General features: G+C 69.6%; 17 protein-coding genes and 3 tRNA genes. 11 read left to right on the top strand and 9 right to left on the bottom strand.

The features are described 5' to 3' along the window. Nucleotides 1–150: 150 nt before the first annotated feature. The 3 genes from ND747_RS11470 to ND747_RS11460 all read left to right on the top strand — a co-directional run bounded on the left by ND747_RS11470 (nt 151) and on the right by ND747_RS11460 (nt 421). Nucleotides 151–222, top strand: a tRNA-Gly gene (locus ND747_RS11470). A 43-nt stretch (nt 223–265) separates the two neighbouring features. Next, nucleotides 266–337, top strand: a tRNA-Cys gene (locus tag ND747_RS11465). Between the two features lie 12 nt (nt 338–349). Continuing rightward, a tRNA-Val gene (locus tag ND747_RS11460) sits at nt 350–421 on the top strand. 156 nt (nt 422–577) lie between these two features. Here the strand turns inward: ND747_RS11460 and ND747_RS11455 are convergent. Together ND747_RS11455 and ND747_RS11450 are read right to left on the bottom strand one after the other, a co-directional pair. Beyond that, a complete protein-coding gene (locus ND747_RS11455) occupies nt 578–1321 on the bottom strand; it encodes an N-acetylmuramoyl-L-alanine amidase (RefSeq protein WP_374216213.1) in 744 nt (247 codons plus the stop codon). A gap of 275 nt (nt 1322–1596) precedes the next feature. Then, complete coding sequence (locus tag ND747_RS11450; protein ID WP_251733497.1) at nt 1597–2406, bottom strand: DUF3097 domain-containing protein; 810 nt, start codon at nt 2404–2406, stop codon at nt 1597–1599. A gap of 281 nt (nt 2407–2687) precedes the next feature. Between ND747_RS11450 and ND747_RS11445 the strand changes: the two genes are divergently transcribed. Next, on the top strand, nt 2688–3281 hold the full coding sequence (locus ND747_RS11445) for an isochorismatase family protein (protein ID WP_251733496.1): 594 nt from the start codon (nt 2688–2690) through the stop codon (nt 3279–3281). 102 nt (nt 3282–3383) lie between these two features. On the opposite strand, the gene ND747_RS11440 is transcribed toward ND747_RS11445, so the two are convergent. The 4 genes from ND747_RS11440 to ND747_RS11425 form a co-directional block, all read right to left on the bottom strand. Then, on the bottom strand, nt 3384–3677 hold the full coding sequence (locus ND747_RS11440; RefSeq protein WP_251733495.1) for a DUF4193 family protein: 294 nt from the start codon (nt 3675–3677) through the stop codon (nt 3384–3386). 243 nt (nt 3678–3920) lie between these two features. Beyond that, a complete protein-coding gene (locus ND747_RS11435; RefSeq protein WP_251733494.1) occupies nt 3921–4463 on the bottom strand; it encodes a DUF3145 domain-containing protein in 543 nt (180 codons plus the stop codon). A 156-nt stretch (nt 4464–4619) separates the two neighbouring features. Next, a complete protein-coding gene (locus ND747_RS11430) occupies nt 4620–5534 on the bottom strand; it encodes an SPFH domain-containing protein (RefSeq protein ID WP_251733493.1) in 915 nt (304 codons plus the stop codon). Nucleotides 5535–5656: 122 nt separating this feature from the next. Further along, the gene (locus tag ND747_RS11425) at nt 5657–6091 is read right to left on the bottom strand and encodes an NfeD family protein (RefSeq protein WP_251733492.1); all 435 of its coding nucleotides are present in this window, start codon (nt 6089–6091) and stop codon (nt 5657–5659) included. 157 nt (nt 6092–6248) lie between these two features. On the opposite strand from ND747_RS11425, the gene glgX reads away from it, so the two are divergent. Both glgX and treY read left to right on the top strand, forming a co-directional pair. Next, on the top strand, nt 6249–8462 hold the full coding sequence (gene glgX, locus ND747_RS11420) for a glycogen debranching protein GlgX (protein WP_251733491.1): 2214 nt from the start codon (nt 6249–6251) through the stop codon (nt 8460–8462). Nucleotides 8463–8544: 82 nt separating this feature from the next. Beyond that, entirely contained in the window at nt 8545–10992 is a 2448-nt protein-coding gene (gene treY, locus ND747_RS11415; protein WP_251733506.1) for a malto-oligosyltrehalose synthase, read from the top strand. A gap of 93 nt (nt 10993–11085) precedes the next feature. Here treY and ND747_RS11410 read toward each other — a convergent pair whose 3' ends face one another. Further along, nucleotides 11086–11901, bottom strand: a complete 816-nt coding sequence (locus ND747_RS11410) for a PDZ domain-containing protein (RefSeq protein ID WP_251733490.1) — start codon at nt 11899–11901, stop codon at nt 11086–11088. A gap of 87 nt (nt 11902–11988) precedes the next feature. On the opposite strand from ND747_RS11410, the gene ND747_RS11405 reads away from it, so the two are divergent. Then, a complete protein-coding gene (locus ND747_RS11405) occupies nt 11989–12642 on the top strand; it encodes a response regulator transcription factor (RefSeq protein ID WP_251733489.1) in 654 nt (217 codons plus the stop codon). Between the two features lie 14 nt (nt 12643–12656). Beyond that, on the top strand, nt 12657–13922 hold the full coding sequence (locus tag ND747_RS11400; RefSeq protein WP_251733488.1) for a HAMP domain-containing sensor histidine kinase: 1266 nt from the start codon (nt 12657–12659) through the stop codon (nt 13920–13922). 63 nt (nt 13923–13985) lie between these two features. On the opposite strand, the gene ND747_RS11395 is transcribed toward ND747_RS11400, so the two are convergent. Beyond that, on the bottom strand, nt 13986–14642 hold the full coding sequence (locus ND747_RS11395; protein WP_251733487.1) for a peroxiredoxin: 657 nt from the start codon (nt 14640–14642) through the stop codon (nt 13986–13988). Nucleotides 14643–14865: 223 nt separating this feature from the next. Then, nucleotides 14866–15036, bottom strand: coding sequence for a hypothetical protein (locus ND747_RS11390; RefSeq protein ID WP_251733486.1), 171 nt, complete (start codon nt 15034–15036; stop codon nt 14866–14868). Nucleotides 15037–15471: 435 nt separating this feature from the next. Between ND747_RS11390 and ND747_RS29335 the strand changes: the two genes are divergently transcribed. The 3 genes from ND747_RS29335 (at nt 15472) to treZ (ending at nt 19785) form a co-directional block, all read left to right on the top strand. Further along, nucleotides 15472–16716 carry a sialidase family protein gene (locus ND747_RS29335; protein WP_308204605.1) on the top strand — a complete coding sequence of 415 codons (1245 nt, stop codon included), beginning with the start codon at nt 15472–15474 and terminating at the stop codon, nt 16714–16716. 46 nt (nt 16717–16762) lie between these two features. After that, nucleotides 16763–17755: a hypothetical protein gene (locus ND747_RS11380; RefSeq protein ID WP_251733485.1), complete on the top strand. Its 993-nt coding sequence runs from the start codon at nt 16763–16765 to the stop codon at nt 17753–17755. 257 nt (nt 17756–18012) lie between these two features. Beyond that, nucleotides 18013–19785 (top strand): malto-oligosyltrehalose trehalohydrolase, encoded by a 1773-nt coding sequence (treZ, locus tag ND747_RS11375; RefSeq protein ID WP_251733484.1) that lies wholly within the window; start codon nt 18013–18015, stop codon nt 19783–19785. The last annotated feature ends 99 nt before the right edge of the window (nt 19786–19884 follow it).

Below are 19884 nucleotides of genomic sequence, written 5' to 3'. Positions count from 1 at the left end.
GCCTGGTGTCCGAGCCGTGGGTGAAACCCGATGTTCACGTGGGACGCCTTGACCCAACGCAACATCTCCGCGACGTCCGGCGGGCCGTTCGACGTAGGGCCCCTTCGTCCGCTAGAGTTCTACCTGCACCGCCGCGCAAGACGGTGCAACGCGGACGTGGCTCAGTGGTAGAGCATCACCTTGCCAAGGTGAGGGTCGCGGGTTCGAATCCCGTCGTCCGCTCGGAAAGTAGAGGGTTTGAGGTCGGTTGCAGCGGCACCCCCGCGGCGGAGTGGCCGAGTGGCTTAGGCAAGGGCCTGCAAAGCCCTGTACGCGGGTTCGATTCCCGCCTCCGCCTCTGGTTCATCGCGGGCGATTAGCTCAGTGGGAGAGCGCTACCTTGACACGGTAGAGGTCACTGGTTCAATCCCAGTATCGCCCACCCCGGGGCCTCGGGTCCCCTTTTTGCGCGAACGGCCACTCCTTGAGGGGTGGCCTTCGTCGTTTCTGCGCCTGGCGCTCCCCGGCGGGCCCGCGAAGGTTCTGCCTGCCAGGTGAGCGGCCCAGGCGGACGGTCCAACACGGTCGTCTGCGTTTCCTAGCGCCGGGGGGCCGGCTGGGTGCGCAGGAAGGATGAGATGCCGTCGGCGAGGCCGGTTGCCGCCCGAGCCCGCCAGGCCGGGTCGACCAGCTCGCCCGCATCGGTCGGATTGCGCATGTTGCCGCATTCGAGAAAGACCTTCGGGACCCGGGAGAGGTTCAGCCCGCCCAGATCGGAGCGGATGGTCATCCCCTGCTGGCCGAGGTAGTCCGCCAGCGGTTGCCCGGTGGCCTGGCCGAACGCGGTGCGCAGGGTCGTCGCCAGTCGAGTGGACGACGAAAGGATCGCTGCGTTCGCCCGGTCGGGACTCAGCGCCGGCGCGATCACATGGAAGCCTCGCCCGGTGGCCGGACCGCCGTCGGCGTGGATGGACACCACCGCGTTCGCACCAAGATCATTAGCGATCTTCGCCCGCTCGTCGATGCACGGACCGACCCCGGTGTCGGTCGTACGGGTCAGGCGAACCACGGCACCGCGGGCACGCAGGATCTGCGCCGTCCGTTGGGCGAGATCGAAGGTGAAGGAATGCTCGGGATAGCCGGCCTCGGTCTGCGCGCCGACGGTGTCGCACTCCTTGCTGATGCCGCCGGCCGGCACCTGCCGGTTGATGGCCGCAGACGCACTGCTGTTACCGCCGTTGTGCCCGGGGTCCAGCACGATCACCTCGCCGGCCAGCGAGGTCGACGGCGCCGCGTGACCCGCAACGCCGGACCCGCTGGAGCCACCCCGGTTGTCCAGCATGGTGCGAAGCCCGAACCCGGCAGCCAGCGCGAGCACGATCACCGCGACCGCCCCGAACGCCCAGACCGCCAGCGGCGGCCAGCGCCGTAGAGCTCCTACCACCCGCCGGCTCCTGATCGACGCCGACGGCCCAGCAACCGTCTTCGAGTCCCGGACCGGCATCGGCCTCCCGATCGACATCGGATGGCGCCGACCGGTGCCCGGCCGCGCGCCCGTGGGGTGTCAGGTCCTGCGCCCGTGCGACTTCACCGTATGCGACGCCTCGGCGAACCGGCTCAGGCGGTGACGAAGTCAATCAGTCGTTCCACCGCGCCAAGCAGCCCCACCTCGAGATCGGCGTAGCTGTCGACGCCGGCCAGGACCCGCCGCCACAGGTCGGCGGGTTCCGCCACGCCCAGCGCCCGGCAGACCCCCTCCTTCCAGGGCTGTCCCCGCGGCACGACGGGCCAGGCGGGAATGCCGACCGACGCCGGCTTCACCGCCTGCCAGATGTCGATGTAGGGATGCCCGGTGACCAGCACATGCTCCCCGGCGACGGCGGCGGCGATCCGGCTCTCCTTGCTGCCGGCGACCAGATGGTCGACCAGCACGCCCAGACGACGGCCGGGGCCGGGGCGGAAGGAGTCGACCACGGCGGGCAGGTCGTCGACACCGTCGAGGCTTTCCACCACGACGCCCTCCACGCGCAGGTCGTCTCCCCAGACCCGTTCGACCAGAGCGGCGTCGTGCAGGCCCTCCACATAGATACGGCTGGCCCGGGCGATGCGGGCCCGGTGACCGGCGACGGCCACCGACCCCGACGCGGTGCGGGTGGGTACGGCGGGCGCGGCCCGGCGCGGTCGCACCAGGGTGACCCGGCGCCCCTCGAGCAGGAACCCGCCCGGTTCGAGCGGGAACACCCGGCGGGCGCCATGGCGATCCTCCAGCGTCACCGCGGCGGCCTCGCCACCGACCACGGCACCGCAGAATCCGGACGCGATCTCCTCGACCACCAGATCCAGCTCGAGCTCGATCTCGGGGATGACGGGCGGGCGGGGACGGGCGGCGGGCGCGAGGACGTCCCGACCGTAGTCACGGCTGCGCATGGGGCGAACCTAAGCCGCGAGCCGGCCATGATCAGGGATATCGGCACTGGCGTGTCGGGATGCGACACGCCAGGACATATCAACCTGGGGCCACATTCCCCATGACGAGCCTTCTTTCCCCTCGACGGCTTCCGCCCATGGCGAGACACTGCCGGTCAGAGTGGACGACCGGACCGGCCCCGTCCTCGGGCCGGCCGGACGCGTGGGTCCGCACGGACCGGCCGCACGGACCGGCCGCACGGACCAGCAGGGTTCAGGGTGAGAGGGAAAGGTGGGTCCAGATGCAGGGCGTGGGTTACGGACCACAGGTCGGGCTGCTTGTGGTGGATGTGCAGAACGACTTCGCCGATCCCACGGGCAGTCTGTACGTGACCGGCGGCGAGCAGGTCGTCGCCGGGATCAACGCCCAGGTGGTAGCGGCCCGGGCCGCCGGATCGCCGGTCTTCTACAGCCAGGACTGGCATCCCGCGCAGACCCCGCACTTCGTCACCGGCGGCGGCGTCTGGCCGCCGCACTGCGTGGCGGACAGCCCCGGCGCGGCGTTTCACCCGGATCTGGTCGTTGACGGCGAGGTGATCCGCAAGGGCGTTGACGGGGCCGACGGGTACTCGGCGTTCTCCGTGCGCGATCCCGTTTCGGGAGCCCGCCAGGCGACGCTGCTGGGTGAACGGCTCGGGCAGCTCGGGATCACCACGCTCGTCGTGGTCGGGCTGGCCGGCGACCACTGCGTGCGGGCGAGCGCCCTGGATGCCCGCGCTCAGGGGCTGACCGTGGTGCTGCCCCTGGCGCTCACCCGGTTCGTGAACCTCCAGCCAGGCGACGACGACCGGGCCGTGGACGCCATGCGCGAGGCTGGAGTCCTGGTCGGCGGGTGACGGCACCCGCCCGGGTGGTCGGCAGGCCACGCGGTGGACAGGCCGCGCGGTCTGCGGGCCACGCCGTCGGCGCTCGGTCGTCCGCCGTACACATGTCGGCGGTCAGGCCGCGCAGTCCCGGCAGACCATCCGACGCTCGTCGAACAGCTGGCTGCGATGATGGACGAGGTAGCACTGCGTGCAGGTGAACTCGTCGTCCTGCCGGGGCAGGACGCGCAGGTTCAGCTCCTCGCCACCCAGGTCGGCACCGGGTAGGCCGAGTTCCGCCTCGAACGGGTCGGCCTCATCGCCAAGATCTGCTGCCGCGTCGGCCCGACGCGCCTTGAGCGCCTCCAAACTCTGCTCCGATGCATCCTCTATGTCGGTTGTACGAGGGGTGTCGTAATCGGTGGCCACTGAGGTAACTCCCATAAAGGTTGTTCGTGGTCGTGCGCAAGCCTCAACGCATAACCGCCGGGGTATGTGCCCGTCAGACCCGCGCTACCCGCATGTGGCCTTGGCCACACGCCGGAACGCCACCTGTGCCGGTGCGCACTGAACCTCGGCTGGAGGCCTCGATCTCCTGACGCACCGCAGGTCAGCGGCGGTGTGACCACTCCCCCGTCGGGCCCGGCGCCGGGCTGGCAGCGGGCCGGCGCGTCAGCCGGTGCGCCGCAGCCAGGTGATGGGTGCCCCGTGAGCCCCGCGACGCAGCGGTTCGAGCACGTCATCCCAGGCCGTACCGAGCAGGCGGTGCAGTCCGCGGGCAAGTGTCTCCCGGGCCTCCCCGCGTTCCAGCAGTGCCCGCAGCGCGGCCTCACCGACCACGACGTCACCGTTGGCCGCGATCGCGGCTCGATGCAGACCGAGCTCGGGTGTGTAGGAGTAGCGCTCGGCATCGCAGCCCGGCGACGGGCCCTCGACGGTCTCGAAGGTGACGTGCCCGAGACGGCGCAGGGTCGAGGCGACCCGGCCCGCAGCACCCGGAGACGCCCGCCATTCCAGCCCGGCGAACAGGAATCCCGGCGATCCGGGCTGCGCCGTCCAGGTCAGGGACACGGCCGACGACAGCACTGCGGACACGCCAAACTCCAGGTGCGGGCACAGCGCCGGCGGACAGGCGAGTACCGCCAGCTTGCCCGGCACCGCGAACGATGACGGGCTGGACGACAGCTCACGAGCTGTCGGAGATATTGCGACCACGCAGGAACCTCCGTCGACGAGGAACGCCTTCCCCTGCGTCTCATCGACCCGTCTTACCTGGCTGACGGAATCGTCCCATGGTCCGGCGGTGGGGACTAGCCCCACCCCCCTGCCAGAGGTATGACTAATTGGTCTTATATTGCTGGCCACACACGCCTACGGCGTTCGCCCCGGGGATGGTTCGCCCGGGTGGTGGTCACCCTGGCCCGGTCCGGCGAGCAGACCGCCGAGGCTGCCCAGAGCTCCGGTCAGTTCGCTCGGCACGATCCACAGCTTGCTCGCCTGACCCTGGGCAATCTGCGGCAGGGTCTGCAGGTACTGGTAGGCCAGGAGTTTCTGGTCGGGGTTTCCCTCGTGGATGGCGCGAAAGACGGTGTCGATCGCCTGCGCCTCACCCTGCGCGGTGAGGATCTGCGCCTCCCGCTCCCCTTCGGCCCGCAGGATCGCGGCCTGCTTCTCCCCCTCGGCCCGCAGAATCTCGCTCTGCTTCACGCCCTCGGCGGTCAGGATGGCGGCGCGCCGGTCCCGCTCGGCCCGCATCTGCTTCTCCATCGAGTCCTGGATGGAGCGGGGCGGATCGATCGCCTTGAGCTCGACCCGGTTGACCCGAATGCCCCACCGGCCGGTGGCCTCGTCGAGCACGCCCCGCAGCTGGCCGTTGATCTGGTCGCGCGAGGTGAGGGTGGCCTCGAGGTTCAGACCACCGATGACGTTGCGCAGCGTGGTCACCGTGAGCTGCTCGATGGCCCGGATGACGTTGGCGATCTCATAGGTGGCCGCGCGCGGGTCGGTGACCTGGAAGTAGATGACGGTGTCGATGCCGACGACGAGGTTGTCCTCGGTGATCACCGGTTGCGGTGGAAAACTGACGACCTGCTCGCGCAGGTCGATGCGATCGCGGATCCGATCCACGAACGGGACCACGATGGCCAGGCCCGGGGTGAGCGTGCGGTGGTAGCGGCCAAGCCGCTCGACCACCATCGCCCGGGCCTGCGGCACGATCCGCACGGCCCGCACCAGGACGACCAACAGAACCACCGCGATCACCACGGCCGCAATGACACCTGCCATGAGCTGCTCCCTTCCCTACCCCGAACGCCGCGCACCGCGCGCCCGTCGTGCCTCGGTACCGCACTGGGGATCGATACCGTCCTGGAACTCAGTGCCGTCCTGGAACTCGGAGCGATCTGAACTCAGAGCTCGAACTTGTGCACGATCGCGGTGGCTCCGTCGATGCGCAGTACCCGGGCCTGCTCGCCCGGATCCAGCACGAGCGAGCTCGGGTAGCTGCGCGCCGACCAGATCTCGCCGCGCAGCTTCACCCGGCCGCCCAGGCCGTCCACCCGTTCCACCACCAGCGCCCGCTCGCCGACCAGCGCCGCCACCCCTGTCCGCAGCTGCGGGCCGGGCTGCAGGTGCCGGCGGGCCACCGGGCGCAGGCCGAACCCGAACCCACCGGCCGCGACCGCGAAGGCGAGGATCTGCCAGACCGCGTCCGCGCCCAGCAGGGCGACACCCGCTCCCACCAGCGCGGCAAGGCTCAGCATCACGAGGATCAGATCCAGCGTCAGCACCTCACCGACGAGCAGAGCGCCGGCGACGACGACCCAGATCACCCAGTCGGCCATGTGGTCATGCTAGGCCCGCAGCAGCCGCGGCCGATCAATGAAACGTCAATACCGAGGGCCGACGGTGGGCGCGACCGGGCTGTTCGCGGCACATGTGACGAGCCGCTTCCCGCGCCGACGAATCGACACAGGCCCGGTGGCCGTAGGCTTCGTGCCTATGTCGCAGGTTTGGCCGGGTCACCCATATCCCCTTGGCGCCACGTATGACGGTACGGGGACCAATTTCGCGATCTTCTCGGAGGTCGCGGAGCAAGTCATGCTCTGCCTGTTCGACGACGCCGGCCACGAGGAGAAGGTCGAGCTCAAGGAGGTCGACGCCTTCGTCTGGCACGCCTACCTGCCCTCGGTCGGCCCCGGCCAGCGTTACGGCTACCGGATCCATGGGCCGTACGACCCGGCCAGCGGCCACCGCTGCAACCCGGCGAAGCTCCTGCTCGACCCGTACGCCAAGGCGGTCGACGGCGAGATCGCCTGGGACCAGGCGGTGTTCCCGTACACCTTCGGCGACCCGGACAGCGTCAACGACGCCGACTCCGGCCCACACATGATGAAGTCGGTTGTGATCAGCCCGTTCTTCGACTGGAACGGTGACCGGCCGCCGCGTACGCCGTACAACGAGTCGGTGATCTACGAGGCGCACGTCCGTGGACTGACCAAGAACCATCCGGACTTGCCGGACGAGTACCGCGGAACGTATGCCGGCATCGCCCACCCGATCATGATCGACTACTATCGCAAGATCGGCATCACCGCGATCGAGCTACTCCCGGTGCACCAGTTCGTCCACGACGAGCACCTGGTGAGCCGCAACCTGCGCAACTACTGGGGTTACAACTCGGTGGCGTTCCTCGCCCCGCACAACGGCTACTCCGCCTCCGGTGGGCAGGGCCGGCAGGTGCAGGAGTTCAAGGGGATGGTCCGCAACCTGCACGAGGCCGGGATCGAGGTGATCCTCGACGTCGTCTACAACCACACCGCCGAGGGCAACCACATGGGGCCGATGCTGTGTTTCCGCGGCATCGACAACGCCGCCTACTACCGGCTGGTGGACGAGGACCCGCGTTATTACATGGACTACACGGGCACCGGCAACAGCATGCGGGTGCGCCACCCCCACGTCCTGCAGCTCATCATGGACTCGCTGCGCTACTGGGTGACCGACATGCACGTCGACGGGTTCCGCTTCGACCTCGCGGCGACGTTGGCTCGCGAGTTCTACGACGTCGACCGGCTGTCGTCGTTCTTCGACCTCGTCCAGCAGGACCCGGTGGTCTCCCAGGTGAAGCTGATCGCCGAGCCGTGGGACCTCGGCGAGGGCGGCTACCAGGTCGGCAACTTCCCACCCCTGTGGACGGAGTGGAACGGCAAGTACCGCGACACCGTCCGCGACTTCTGGCGCGGCCAGGACCACGGAATCGCCGAGTTCGCCTCCCGGCTCACCGGGTCGAGCGACCTGTACGAGAACTCCGGTCGCCGCCCCTGGGCATCGATCAACTTCATCACCGCCCACGACGGGTTCACCCTGCGCGACCTGGTCTCGTACAACGACAAGCACAACGAGGCCAACGGCGAGGACAACCGGGACGGCTCCGACGACAACCGGTCGTGGAACTGCGGGGTGGAAGGACCCACCGACGACGCCGCGGTGAACGCGCTTCGCGGCGCCCAGACCCGTAACCTGCTGACGACGCTGTTGCTGTCCCAGGGGGTGCCGATGCTGGTCGCCGGAGACGAGATGGGTCGCACCCAACGCGGCAACAACAACGCCTACTGTCAGGACAGCCCGATCTCCTGGCTGGACTGGTCCGATGCCGAGCGCAACGCCGACCTGGTCGAGTTCGTCAGCCACGTCTCGAAACTGCGCCGCACCCATCCGATCTTCCGTCGCCGCAAGTTCTTCGAGGGCGGCTCGGCACGCGGGCGCAGCAGCCAGACCGGGGGCGACGCCGCGACGGACTCCGGTCAGGACCCCGCCAGCAAGGACATCGTCTGGCTGCGGCCGGACGGCACCGAGATGACCGACACCGACTGGGAGTCCGGGACCGCCCGCACCCTCGGTGTCTACCTCAACGGCGACGCCATCCGGGACCCGGACGCACTCGGTCAGCCGATCAAGGACTCCTCGTTCCTGCTCTTCTTCAACGCCCACTTCGAGCCGGTCGCGTTCCGCGTGCCCGCCCCGAACTTCGGCGACTCCTGGGAGACCGTGGTGGACACCCGGCGCTCCGTCACGGGCGTCGACGCCAGCCTGGAGGAGATCCCGCTGGCGACCACCGCCTTCGACCCCACCGACAGCGGTCGCCTGGTCAAGGCCGGTGACCCGCTCGAAATCGACGCCCGCTCCACGGTCGTGCTGCGCCGTGTCCCCTGACTCGACCATGGTCCCCGGCGGGGGGCTTCCCGGCGGGGCCGGTCCGACGACCGTTGGACGGGGCGGTTCCAGCGACGAGCGGGTGGTCCCGACCTCCACCTACCGGCTGCAGCTCAACCTCGACTTCTCGCTGACCGACGCGACCGTCGTCGTCCCCTACCTGGCCTCGCTCGGGGTGTCCCACCTGTACCTGTCGCCGGTGCTGGAGGCCGCGCCCGGCTCCACCCACGGCTACGACGTCGTCGAGCACGGCCAGATCAACCCGGAGCTCGGTGGCAGCGGGGGCCTGCGCCGCCTGGTCGCGGCCAGCCGGCGGGCCGGACTCGGCCTTGTCGTGGACGTCGTGCCCAACCACATGGCGGTCGCCCCGCAGGGCGCCAACGCGGCCTGGTGGTCGGTGCTGCGCGAGGGGCCGGACTCGCCGTACGCGAACTGGTTCGACATCGACTGGGCCGCTCCCGACAACCCGGGGCGGGTGGTCGTACCGATCCTCGGCGCAGGTCTCGCCGACTGTCTGGCCGCCGGCGAGATCACCGTGCGCCAGGACGAGGACGGCGCCTGGGTCGTCGCCTACTACGACCATGTGCTGCCGACCGCGCCGGGCACCGCCGACCCCGGCGACGTCGCCGCCACCCTCGACGCCCAGCACTACCGGCTGTGCTGGTGGCGGGTCGGTGCCACCGAGCTGAACTACCGGCGCTTCTTCGACATCACCACCCTGGCGGGGCTGCGCCAGGAGGAACCGGACGTGTTCGCGGCGAGCCACCGGCTGCTGATCGAGCAGGTCCGCGCCGGCACGTTCGAGGGCCTGCGCATCGACCACCCGGACGGCCTCGCCGACCCGGAAGGCTACCTGCGCCGGTTGTCGGATGCCTCCGGCGGGGTGTGGACGGTCGTAGAGAAGATCCTCGAGGATGACGAGGCGCTGCCGCAGACCTGGGCCTGCGACGGCACCACCGGCTACGATGGCATCGGCCGGATCACCCGGCTGTTCCTCGACCCGCTCGCCGGCCACCCGCTGTCGGTGCTCTACGAGGAGATCACCCGGGCCGATCCGACCTACGAGACCGAGGCGCGGGCGGCCAAGCTGGACGTGCTCGCCGGGGTCCTGCAACCCGAGGTCGACCGGCTCACCGTGCTGGCGCTGGCCGAGTCCCGTCGGGCCCGGGCCGACCTCACCCGCACCGGGCTGCGCGAGGCGCTGTGCGAGGTGCTCGCCGCCTTCGACGTCTACCGGGCCTACATCCGCCCGGACGGCACCCCGAGCCTGGAGGCCCGCGGCCACATCGTGCGGGCCTGCGAGCAGGCCCGTTCCTACCTGCCGGGCCGGGCCACCGAGGTCGACCTGATCGAGGACCTCGCGCTCGGCGGCCCACCGGAGTTCGTCACCCGGTTCCAGCAGACCTGCGGCCCAGTGATGGCCAAGGGCATCGAGGACACCACGTTCTACCGGTACGGCCGGATGATCGCGCTCAACGAGGTCGGCGGCGACCCGTCCCGGTTCCCCGCCTTCACCACCGGCCATCCACGCAGCGCCGTCAACGAGTTCCACGAGGCTGGTGTCGCCACCCAGCGAACCTGGCCGTTGACGATGACGACCCTGTCCACCCACGACACGAAGCGCTCCGAGGACGTCCGCGCCCGCCTCGCGGTGCTGACGGAGGATCCGCGGGGCTGGGCGGAGGCCGCGGGGCGTCTGGTCCGTCTCGGGGAGCGTCACCGTGACACCGAGCAGGGCTGGCCCGACCGGCAGACGGTCTACTTCCTGCTGCAGACCCTCGTCGGCGCGTGGCCGCTGACCGCTGAGCGGGCCACCCAGTACATGCTCAAGGCCGCCCGCGAGGCCAAGCTATACACCAGCTGGACCGACCAGGACCCCGCCTATGAGGCGGCACTGGTGAACTACGTCGAGTCGGTGCTGGAAGACGAGGAGTTCCTCGCCGTCCTGACCGGCTATGTCAGCGGCCTGGTGGAGCTCGGCCGGCACAACTCGCTGGCCCAGAAGCTGCTGCAGCTCACCATGCCCGGGGTGCCCGACGTCTACCAGGGTCAGGAGCTGTGGGACCTGTCCCTGGTGGACCCGGACAACCGCCGGCCGGTGAACTTCGGTGACCGCACCAAGCTGCTCGCCGAGATCGGCGCCGACGTCCCGGCCGACGACGCCCCGCCGCGCCGCCCACCGTTGTTGGACGACTCGGGCGCCGCGAAGCTGCTCGTGGTCGCCCGGGCGCTACGGGTGCGCCGGGACAACCCAGACTGGTTCGGTGCCCGCGCTACCTACCGTCCGCTGTGGGCGTCCGGGTCGGCGGCGGAGAACGTGGTCGCGTTCACCCGCTCCGAGTCGGTGGTCACCGTGGTCCCGCGCCTGGTGCTGGGCCTGCGCCGTGGCGGCGGCTGGCGGGACACCACCCTGCCGCTGCCGGAGGGCCGCTGGATGGACGTGCTGACCGGTCGCCACCATGACGGTGGGACGGCCTACGTCCTGCGCCTGCTACGCGACTTCCCGGTCAGCCTGCTCGTCCGCTCCTGACACCCGGCCGGCTGCCTGGCCAGGTGCCTGCCTGCCGATGGCATGGCAGGCAGGCACCTGGCCGACGTGTGTCCGCCTCGGCTGGCGCTCGCGTCAGGCGCGGAACAGGATCCGACCGCGCGGTGCCGCCGCCGACCCCGACGGCGGGGCCGGGAGCTCCGGCGGGGCTGGCAGCGGCTGCGAACCGGATTCCAAAGAGCCGTCAGCACCGCCCGCACCCGCCGGACCACCCGGGCGCACGACGTGCCGGGTGCGCGGGGCGTGCCTCCCGTCGGGTCCGGGCGGGGGCGCGTCCAGTTTCAGGGTTGTCTCCCAGGTCCGCCCGGTCGAGGGCCGGTGCACGGTGAGACGCGCTGTCTGGCTACCGGACTCCGGTGGCAGCAGCCGGTCGAGAACGTTCTGGTCGACCACACCGCCGCGGACCAGAGGGATGCCGTCGATCGAGGTGAGGACGTCACCCGCCCGCAGCCCCGCGGCGGCGGCCGGTCCGCCCTGCACCTCGGCCAGCACAACGCTCGGCGGCGCACCAGGCGTGCCCGGGGTGACCTGGATGGCGAGCACCTGCGCCTGGCCGACCGGTGCTGCGCCGTCTTCCACGGCGCTGCCCACCACCTGGCCGCCGGCCACCGGGGCGCCTGTTTCCGGACCGTCGACGAGCGTAAAGCCCCGCAGGCCACCGACCGGCCCAGCTGACGAGCGGGACAGTGCGCCCCCGCCGGCATCGGCCGGACTGAACCGGCTGCCTGCTCCGGTAGCGAGGTTCGCGGTGACGGGCAGGCCATGGGTGGCCGTAATGCCGTCGGAGGCCTGGGCGGCGGTCGCGCTCAGGCCGACACCCACCGGCAGGGCCACGACGAGGGCGGCGGCAGTCAGGACGGATGGTCGGGTCAGTCGACGAGGTGATCTCATGCCACGCAGGCTGTCAGGGATGATGTTGCCAGGATCTGAACGGAATCGTTAACGCCGGTGTGACACCGTGTTCGATAGAAGGTCAGCATGCGCGTACTGGTGGCGGAGGATGAGCAGGACCTGGCCGATCTGGTCGCCGAGGGGCTGCGGCGCTGTGCGATGGCCGTCGACGTGGCCTATGACGGCGCCGCGGCGGCCGAACGCCTCGAGATGCACGCCTACGACGTGCTGGTGCTCGACCGCGATCTGCCCACCGTGCATGGCGACGAGATCTGTCGTGATCTGGCCCGGTCCGGGGCGCGCACGCGCATTCTGATGCTGACCGCGGCTGCATCGGTGCCCGAGCGGGTCGCCGGGCTGGGGCTGGGGGCCGATGACTATCTACCCAAGCCGTTCGACTACGCCGAGCTGGTCGCCCGGGTGCAGGCCCTCGGCCGGCGCAGCGTCGCTCCGGTGGCGCCGGTGCTGGAACGGGGCGGAATTCGGCTCGACCCACGCCATCTGCAGGCGTCCCGGGGCGGGCGTTTCCTGCGACTGTCCCTGAAGGAGTTCGCGGTGCTCGAGGTCCTCCTGCGTGCCGACGGCGCGGTGGTCAGCGCGGAGCAGCTGCTGGAGTCCGCATGGGACGAGCACGCCGATCCGTTCACGTCCGTGGTCCGGGTCATCGTCAGCCGACTGCGGGCCAAGCTGGGAGATCCGCCGTGCATCCATACCGTGCCGGGCGCGGGGTACCGGCTTTGACGGGCCGTGTCCGGATGCGTGGCACGATCCGGGTTCGGCTCACGGCCCTCTACAGCGGGCTGTTCCTGCTCACCTCGACGATCCTGCTGGTGGTGACCAACCTGCTGCTCAGCAACGTGCTCAGAAGCAAGGTCACCGCCATCACCAACGGGGCGACGCTCAGCTCCGGCTTCCCCGCCGACAACGGTACGGCCGCAGCGGCGGGAATCGCCGGCACCATGGGCACCGCCGTCGGCCCCGACGCCGGATCACCGGCTCCGGGGGCACCGAACCTCTACGCCGGGCGGCTGCAAATCGTCAGCCGGCTACCGGATGCCGTGCTGGACTACCAATGGACGGTCGCACTGATCACCGTCGCGGCGCTCACCCTGGTCTCGATCGCCGCCGGCTGGTGGCTGGCCGGACGGCTGCTGCGTCCGCTGCACCAGATCACCGCGACCGCGCACCGGCTGTCGGTGTTGAACCTGCACGAGCGGATCTCGCTGCCCGGCCCGCGCGACGAACTGCGCGAGCTCGCCGACACCTTCGACGAGATGCTCGGCCGTCTCGAACGCGCGGTTGAGGCACAGCGCCGTTTCATCGCGAACGCGGCGCACGAACTGCGGACGCCGCTGGCCGTGCAGCGAGCCGCCATCCAGATCGGACTGACCGATCCGGCCCCCGAACGCCTGCCGCGGGTGCGAGCCCAACTGCTGTTCGCCAACCAGCGGATGGAACGGCTCATCGAGTCCCTGCTGCTGCTCGCCCAGTCCGAACGGGGGCTGGGGCACGCCGAACCGGTCGACCTGGCCGCGCTGGTGCACCAGGCGGCGAGTGAGGCGATCGCCGCCGAGGCCGAACGCGCCGACGTCGCCCTGACGGTCACGGCACGGGAAACCCCGGCCTGGGGCGATCCCGTCCTGCTGCAGCGCCTGGTCGGGAACCTGCTGGACAACGCGGTGCGGCACAACCGCCCCGGCGGATCGGTCGATGTTCAGCTGTCTACGGCCGGCGTCCTGACCGTCCGTAATTCCGGTCCTGAGGTTCCCGAGGAGCGCATCGCCGAGATCTTCGAACCATTCCGTCGTCTGGGCACCCCGCGCACGAGCCGGGGCGCCGGCTCCGGTCTCGGCCTGTCCCTCGTCCGATCGATCGCCGCGATGCACCAGCTCACGCTGACCGCCGTCCCGAACCCCGGAGGCGGTCTGATCGTCACCGTCCATTTTCTGGTGCCCGCACCACAACCGGCTCTCAGCCGAAGTGTTTCCACCTCGGCCGGGAGCCGGTTGCACCGCTGGTGAGGTATTGCTGTCGGTGCCGGCAGCGCCGCACCGAGGCCGCCGGTCGGTCGACCGGCGGGCGGACTACTTCGGCTGCGGGACGATCCGCAGGTAGGGCTTCGGCTCCTGCCAGGACCCGAAGAGCTCCTTGGCCTGGTCGTTGTTGACCGAGCCCGCGATCACGACGTCCTCGCCCTGCTTCCAGTTCACCGGGGTGGCGACCTTGTGCTTGGCGGTCAGCTGCAGTGAGTCGATGACCCGCAGGACCTCGTCGAAGTTGCGGCCGGTGGTCATCGGGTAGACCAGGATCAGCTTGATCTTCTTGTCCGGACCGATGACGAACACGTTGCGGACGGTCTGGTTGTCCGCGGCCGTGCGGTCGGCCGGGTCACCGCTCACGTTCGCGCCGAGCATCCCGTACGCCTTGGAGACCTTGAAGTCAGAGTCACCGATCAGCGGGTAGTTCGGCGCGGTGCCCTGGGTCTCCTCGATGTCCTTGGCCCAGTCGGCATGCTTGTCGACCGGGTCCACGGACAGTCCGATGATCTTCACGTTGCGCGCGTCGAACTCGGGCTTGATGCTGGCCACGTAGCCGAGCTCGGTGGTGCAGATCGGGGTGAAGTTCTTCGGGTGCGAGAACAGCACCGCCCACGAGTCGCCGATCCACTCGTGGAAGTTGATGGTCCCCTCGGTGGTCTCGGTGGTGAAGTCCGGCGCGGTGTCGCCGATCGTCAGAGTCATCGTCGTCTCGTCCTTACTTTCTCTGGGCTGCGGCGCGCGCGGCGCCGCGGTGTGTCGTACCTCTGTGTCGTACCCGGGCGTCAGGCCCGGGCCGAACCTGGCGGGTTGTGCGTGGCCGTACCCACCCACCTCACCTGATGGTGCCATCTGCAGCGCGGGGTCGGGCGGTCGCTCACGACACTGGCCACCCGGTGGGCGACACAGACACCACCAGTCGTCACTTTTAGCTATAAATCTTGCACTTATCGTACATATTTGGGATGTGGCGCAGGTCCGGCACGGTGATGCCCGCCGCCGGCGGCACGGTCGACGCGCCGCCCACCGCGCAGGACACCGGCGGTACCCGGATCGTCGATGTTCCCGACGACCGGTCGAACACCACGGCCAGACGCATCCCATCCTGCTCCCCACGCCCGGAGCCGAGGGTCGACCGACTGCTGAGCGTAGTAATGACACCCGGAAATTCGCGCCCGAAAGTGTGTGCACTGGTAGCGGGTGAATGAACCGCATTCTATAGTGACGTCGATTTACGGCGATCCGGGCAGCCAGCGATTCTGACGTGTTCGGGCCTGCCGATGGTCCAACGGTGCCGCCGACAGAAAAGGGGATGACCGTGCGCAGACGCCTACGAATTCCGGGGCTGGTGCTGCTGTTATCGACGTTGACGCTGGCGTATACCTCGGGAGAGGCGATAGGCGCCACGCCAGCAAACCGTGTCGGCGCCACCCAGAATGTGGCACCCACTAGTTCGCCTGGTTCGACGGCCAGGGCGGCAACCGACGCTCAGGCCTGTGTGAACGCCAACACCCATGGCCCGGCTCGAACCAATGTGAAGCCCTCGTCGGCCCGGGGCTGCTGGTATCCGACCGGATACCAGGATGTCTCACCCACGATCCAGGCCACCCGCGCCGGCGTGCTCTTCGTCGCCCGTGCAACAGGTGGTGTGCTGCGCTCGTTCGACGGCGGGCGGCACTGGTCGGCGGTGCCCGTACCGGACCTCGCCAACGGCGACAGCCACACCGGGGGCGTGCACGGGTTCGTACACATCGATCCGCGCACGGATCGGGTCTACTACCTGACCAGCCTGGCCGTTGCCTCCTGCGGCGGGAAGTCCGGATCGGTGATCTCCTGGAGCGACAACCTCGGGGCGACCTGGACCGGAAAGACCGTGGGCTGCGACACCTACGACTGGGGCAAACTCGTCACCGGGCCCGCACCCAAGGGCAACAGGTATCCGAGCGCGATCTACTTCATGGGCGTGGGCATCCGCCTGGTGGGTGGACAGCGGTTCGTCTACCGCTCACTCGACGGCGGCGCGACCTGGCAGCGAATGGACAGGATCGCCTCTGCTACCACCGAGGCCGGCGCCGGCGTGGCCGCCGCGGACGGGACGATCTACTTCGACTATCCCGAGTTCACCGGCTTCGATCCCACCCGTCTGCAGAACACCACCTATCCCTATGTCCCCGAGAACAAATGCCGCCAGATGATCGCCGTCTCCCAGGACTACGGAGTGTCGTGGCGGCAGGAACCCGTACCCGGCAGCCTGGCCTGTGGTCTGCTGACCGGACAGCAGCGGGTGGCCGTCGACAGGGCCGGGACGGTCTACACGGTCTGGGCTGACGACACCGACGCCCAGGTGTACCTGTCCTATTCCCGCGACCATGCGCGAACCTGGAGCACACCCGTCAACATCATGGCGCCAGACACGACGTTCTCCCTGGACCAGGTGAACATCGTCGCCGGCGCGCCGGGCCATGTCCTGGTCGCCGGTCTGCAGACCGCCGCAGCTCAGCGGCCGGCCAGCCCCCCGGGCTACCCCGGTATCTACTCCGGCCCCGCCCACGCGGTTCTCACCGAATCCCGTAATGCCACCGCCGCCACACCCACCTTCACCACCGCCGACCTCGACGCCCACGGCGACCTCACCCTCGCCGACGGAGCCGTCGGCAACGAGATGAACGCCTACCTCGCCATGACCACCAGCGATGTGGGCTGGGCGGTGTTCTCCCGACACACCAACGGCACCATGAATCCGGGCGCCATCGCCGCCGCCCGGATCCTCACCCACTGATCAGACAAACCATCCGACCGGCGGTACCTTTTCCCAGGAGCGAACGATGTTCAGACGCAAACACGCGGGCGCCGCGGTGGCAGGCCTGATTCTGCTGATGTCCGCCACGTCGGCCTGCGCGAGCGCAGCCGACCGAAGCAGCGCGACCGCCGTCCCGGTTGTTCCGGCTGCGACGGACACGGTAGGCGCCAGCACCGTCACCCAGCACAACTATCGCCTCGGCGAGTCATTCACCTATTTATACGATGTAACCGGAGCCAACTACGCGACCGAACAGGCCCAGAACGGCCAGGTTCCCCGGGTGACCGACCTGAAGACGATCTCGGAGACCCGGACCCTCGTCCGCTTCTCCGTCGTGCTCCAGAACGGCAAGCTCGCGAAGAAGTTCGAACTGCTCGACGTCCGATACCGGGACATCGCCAAGGCCGATACGGCGGACGGCAGGCCGGCGGTGGCCTTCAAGCCGATCCAGAGCCTGCTGCCCACCTTCCCGGCGACCTTCAGCTACGTCTACCCGATCGGCGGCGACTCCGACGTCGCGCGGAACCTGACCACCATCTTCAAGGACTACCCGGACAACCACCTGTTCCAGCTCGTCGACATCTTCACCTTCCCCACCTCCATCTCGGGCATCCCGGCCACGCTGAAGCCAGGCCAGGTACTCGCCAAGCCAGGCGTGGATGTCACGCTCTTCGGCACGACCTACCACAGCGGCAACAACACCCTGCTGTTCGAGCGGGTCGACCGGGCCAACCGGGTGAACCAGGCCTACTTCAACAGCCAGACCCTGGGGAACTACTTCGCCGCCCTCGGGATCGAATCGAACGTCCAGATGTCGTTCCACGTTCCGCTGACCGGATCCTCGGCCGGCCTCGTGTCCGACGGCACGCTTCAGGAAACGACGTACCAGGGTGGGCAGCTCGGGCTGCCCAGAACTGCCACGCAGCGGCAGGTCTCGATAGCGCTGCAGACCGCTGACACGCGCAGCGCGGTCGACACCTACACCCAGGACCTGAAGCCGAGGTCCACGGCGTCCTGACCGGACCGCCGAACCACCACGGGTCGCACGGCCCGTCGTCGCCCGGGTGCGGAGCAGGTCGGCTCCCGCACCCGGGCGATCGGCACGCGGCGGGAACGTGCTAGCCGCCCGTCGCCGCGCCCTCGAGCACCTCAGCACCTCAGCACCTCAGCACCGAGCCCGCCGACCGTCCCCGAACCGGGTCATGGGGCACCTTCGTTGGGGCCATTGTCACCGTCCCGGCATGTCGGGCGGCGCCGGACGGTAGACAGGAACATATGAGCACCTTCCGGCTGTGGGCCCCGAGCGCCAAGACGGTCAGCCTGGTCCTGGCCCAGGACTCCGGCGACACCACCCACGAGCTGTCCGCCGGGCGCGGTGGCTGGTGGTGGGTGAACGTCCCGTCGGCCCGGCACGGCACGGACTACGCCTACGTGCTCGACGGCAACGGTCACGAGCTGCCCGATCCTCGTTCCGCCTGGCAGCCGAACGGGGTGCACGGCCGGTCTCGCCTCGTCGAGCACTCCACGTTCACCTGGACCGACGTGAGCTGGCGGGGCATCGCGCTGGCCGGCAGCGTGCTCTACGAACTGCACGTCGGGACGTTCACCCCCGAGGGCACCTTCGACGCGGCGATCGAGAAGCTGCCGCATCTGGCCGAGCTCGGCATCGACGCGGTGGAGCTGCTGCCCGTCAACGCGTTCCCCGGCCGGCACGGCTGGGGGTACGACGGGGTGGGCCTGTTCGCCGTGCACGAGCCGTACGGCGGGCCGGACGGGCTGAAGCGGTTCGTCGACGCCGCCCATGCCCACGGCATCGGTGTGATCATGGACGTGGTCTACAACCACCTCGGGCCGGACGGCAACTATCTCGGCCAGTTCGGCCCGTACTTCACCGACCGTTACATCACCCCGTGGGGCCCGGCCGTCAACCTGGACGCTCCCGGTTCCGACGAGGTGCGTGCGTTCATCCTGGACAGCGCCCTGGCCTGGCTACGCGAATACCACTGTGACGGCCTGCGCCTCGATGCGGTCCATGCGTTCCAGGACAGCCGGGCGCTGCATCTGCTCGAGCAGATCGCCGAGTCGGTGCACCGGCTCGGCGCGCAGCAGCGCCGACCGTTGTTCGCCGTCGCCGAGTCCGACCTGAACGACCCGCGTCTCGTCGTCGCCCCCGAGGCCGGCGGCTACGGCCTGGACGGCCAGTGGTGCGACGACGCCCATCACGCCCTGTGGGCGACGCTGTCCGGCGAGCGGCAGGGCTACTACGTCGACTTCGGCTCACTGGCGACTCTCGCCCATGCTCTGACCAGGGGTTTCGTGCACGAGGGCGGGTATTCGACGTTCCGGGCCCGCTCGCATGGCCGGCCGATGCCGGCGACCACCCCGGCCTACCGGTTCGTCACGTTTCTGCAGAACCACGACCAGATCGGCAACCGGGCGCTCGGCGACCGCTCGTCCGCGCAGCTCAGCGACGGCCTGCTGCGCATCGGCGCCGCACTGCTGCTCACCTCGGCGCTCACCCCGATGCTGTTCATGGGTGAGGAGTGGGGTGCGCACACGCCCTGGCAGTACTTCACCGACCACACCGATCCGGGCCTGGGCGACGCCGTCCGCAACGGTCGCCGGGCCGAGTTCGCCGCCCACGGCTGGGGGCCCGAGCAGGTTCCCGATCCGCAGGATCCGGCCACCTTCGAACGGTCCCAGCTGGACTGGTCCGAGCCGACCCGCCCCGGCCATGGCAGCCTGCTCGACTGGCACCGCCGCCTGATCTCCCTGCGCCGCCGGCTACCCGCACTCACCGACCCGGCCTGGGCGTCGGTTGCCTGCACCTACGACGAGCACGCCCGCTGGCTCGTCGTGCGCCGCGGGGACGTCGCGATCGTCGTCAACTTCGCCGACGATCGCCAGGCGGTTCCCCTCGACGGCGTTCCGTTCGATGCGCCGGCCGCCTCCACGCCCGGCTTCACCTACATGCCCGGACGGGTGGAGCTCGACGGTGAGTCGGTCGTCATCACCCGCCTGCTGCCCACCGAGCACCCCGCCGGCTGAACGGCGGGGGTTCAGCGACGGGTGCGGTCGCGCATGAGATAGGCATAGAGCCCACCCAGCACGGCCAGCCCCACCAGCAGCACCATGACAAGCAGGACG

It is taken from the genome of Frankia sp. R82 (genome assembly GCF_023716925.1).
GTDB lineage: Bacteria > Actinomycetota > Actinomycetes > Frankiales > Frankiaceae > Frankia.
This window is presented reverse-complemented; position numbering and strand designations above follow the sequence as displayed.

Coding starts and splice junctions, on each gene's coding strand:
- ND747_RS11455 (WP_374216213.1), bottom strand. CDS start 1,321: ATGCTGGACAACCGGGGTGGCTCCAGCGGGTCCGGCGTTGCGGGTCAC.
- ND747_RS11450 (WP_251733497.1), bottom strand. CDS start 2,406: ATGCGCAGCCGTGACTACGGTCGGGACGTCCTCGCGCCCGCCGCCCGT.
- ND747_RS11445 (WP_251733496.1), top strand. CDS start 2,688: ATGCAGGGCGTGGGTTACGGACCACAGGTCGGGCTGCTTGTGGTGGAT.
- ND747_RS11430 (WP_251733493.1), bottom strand. CDS start 5,534: ATGGCAGGTGTCATTGCGGCCGTGGTGATCGCGGTGGTTCTGTTGGTC.
- ND747_RS11425 (WP_251733492.1), bottom strand. CDS start 6,091: ATGGCCGACTGGGTGATCTGGGTCGTCGTCGCCGGCGCTCTGCTCGTC.
- glgX (WP_251733491.1), top strand. CDS start 6,249: ATGTCGCAGGTTTGGCCGGGTCACCCATATCCCCTTGGCGCCACGTAT.
- ND747_RS11410 (WP_251733490.1), bottom strand. CDS start 11,901: ATGAGATCACCTCGTCGACTGACCCGACCATCCGTCCTGACTGCCGCC.
- ND747_RS11405 (WP_251733489.1), top strand. CDS start 11,989: ATGCGCGTACTGGTGGCGGAGGATGAGCAGGACCTGGCCGATCTGGTC.
- ND747_RS11400 (WP_251733488.1), top strand. CDS start 12,657: ATGCGTGGCACGATCCGGGTTCGGCTCACGGCCCTCTACAGCGGGCTG.
- ND747_RS11395 (WP_251733487.1), bottom strand. CDS start 14,642: ATGACTCTGACGATCGGCGACACCGCGCCGGACTTCACCACCGAGACC.
- ND747_RS11390 (WP_251733486.1), bottom strand. CDS start 15,036: ATGCGTCTGGCCGTGGTGTTCGACCGGTCGTCGGGAACATCGACGATC.
- ND747_RS11380 (WP_251733485.1), top strand. CDS start 16,763: ATGTTCAGACGCAAACACGCGGGCGCCGCGGTGGCAGGCCTGATTCTG.
- treZ (WP_251733484.1), top strand. CDS start 18,013: ATGAGCACCTTCCGGCTGTGGGCCCCGAGCGCCAAGACGGTCAGCCTG.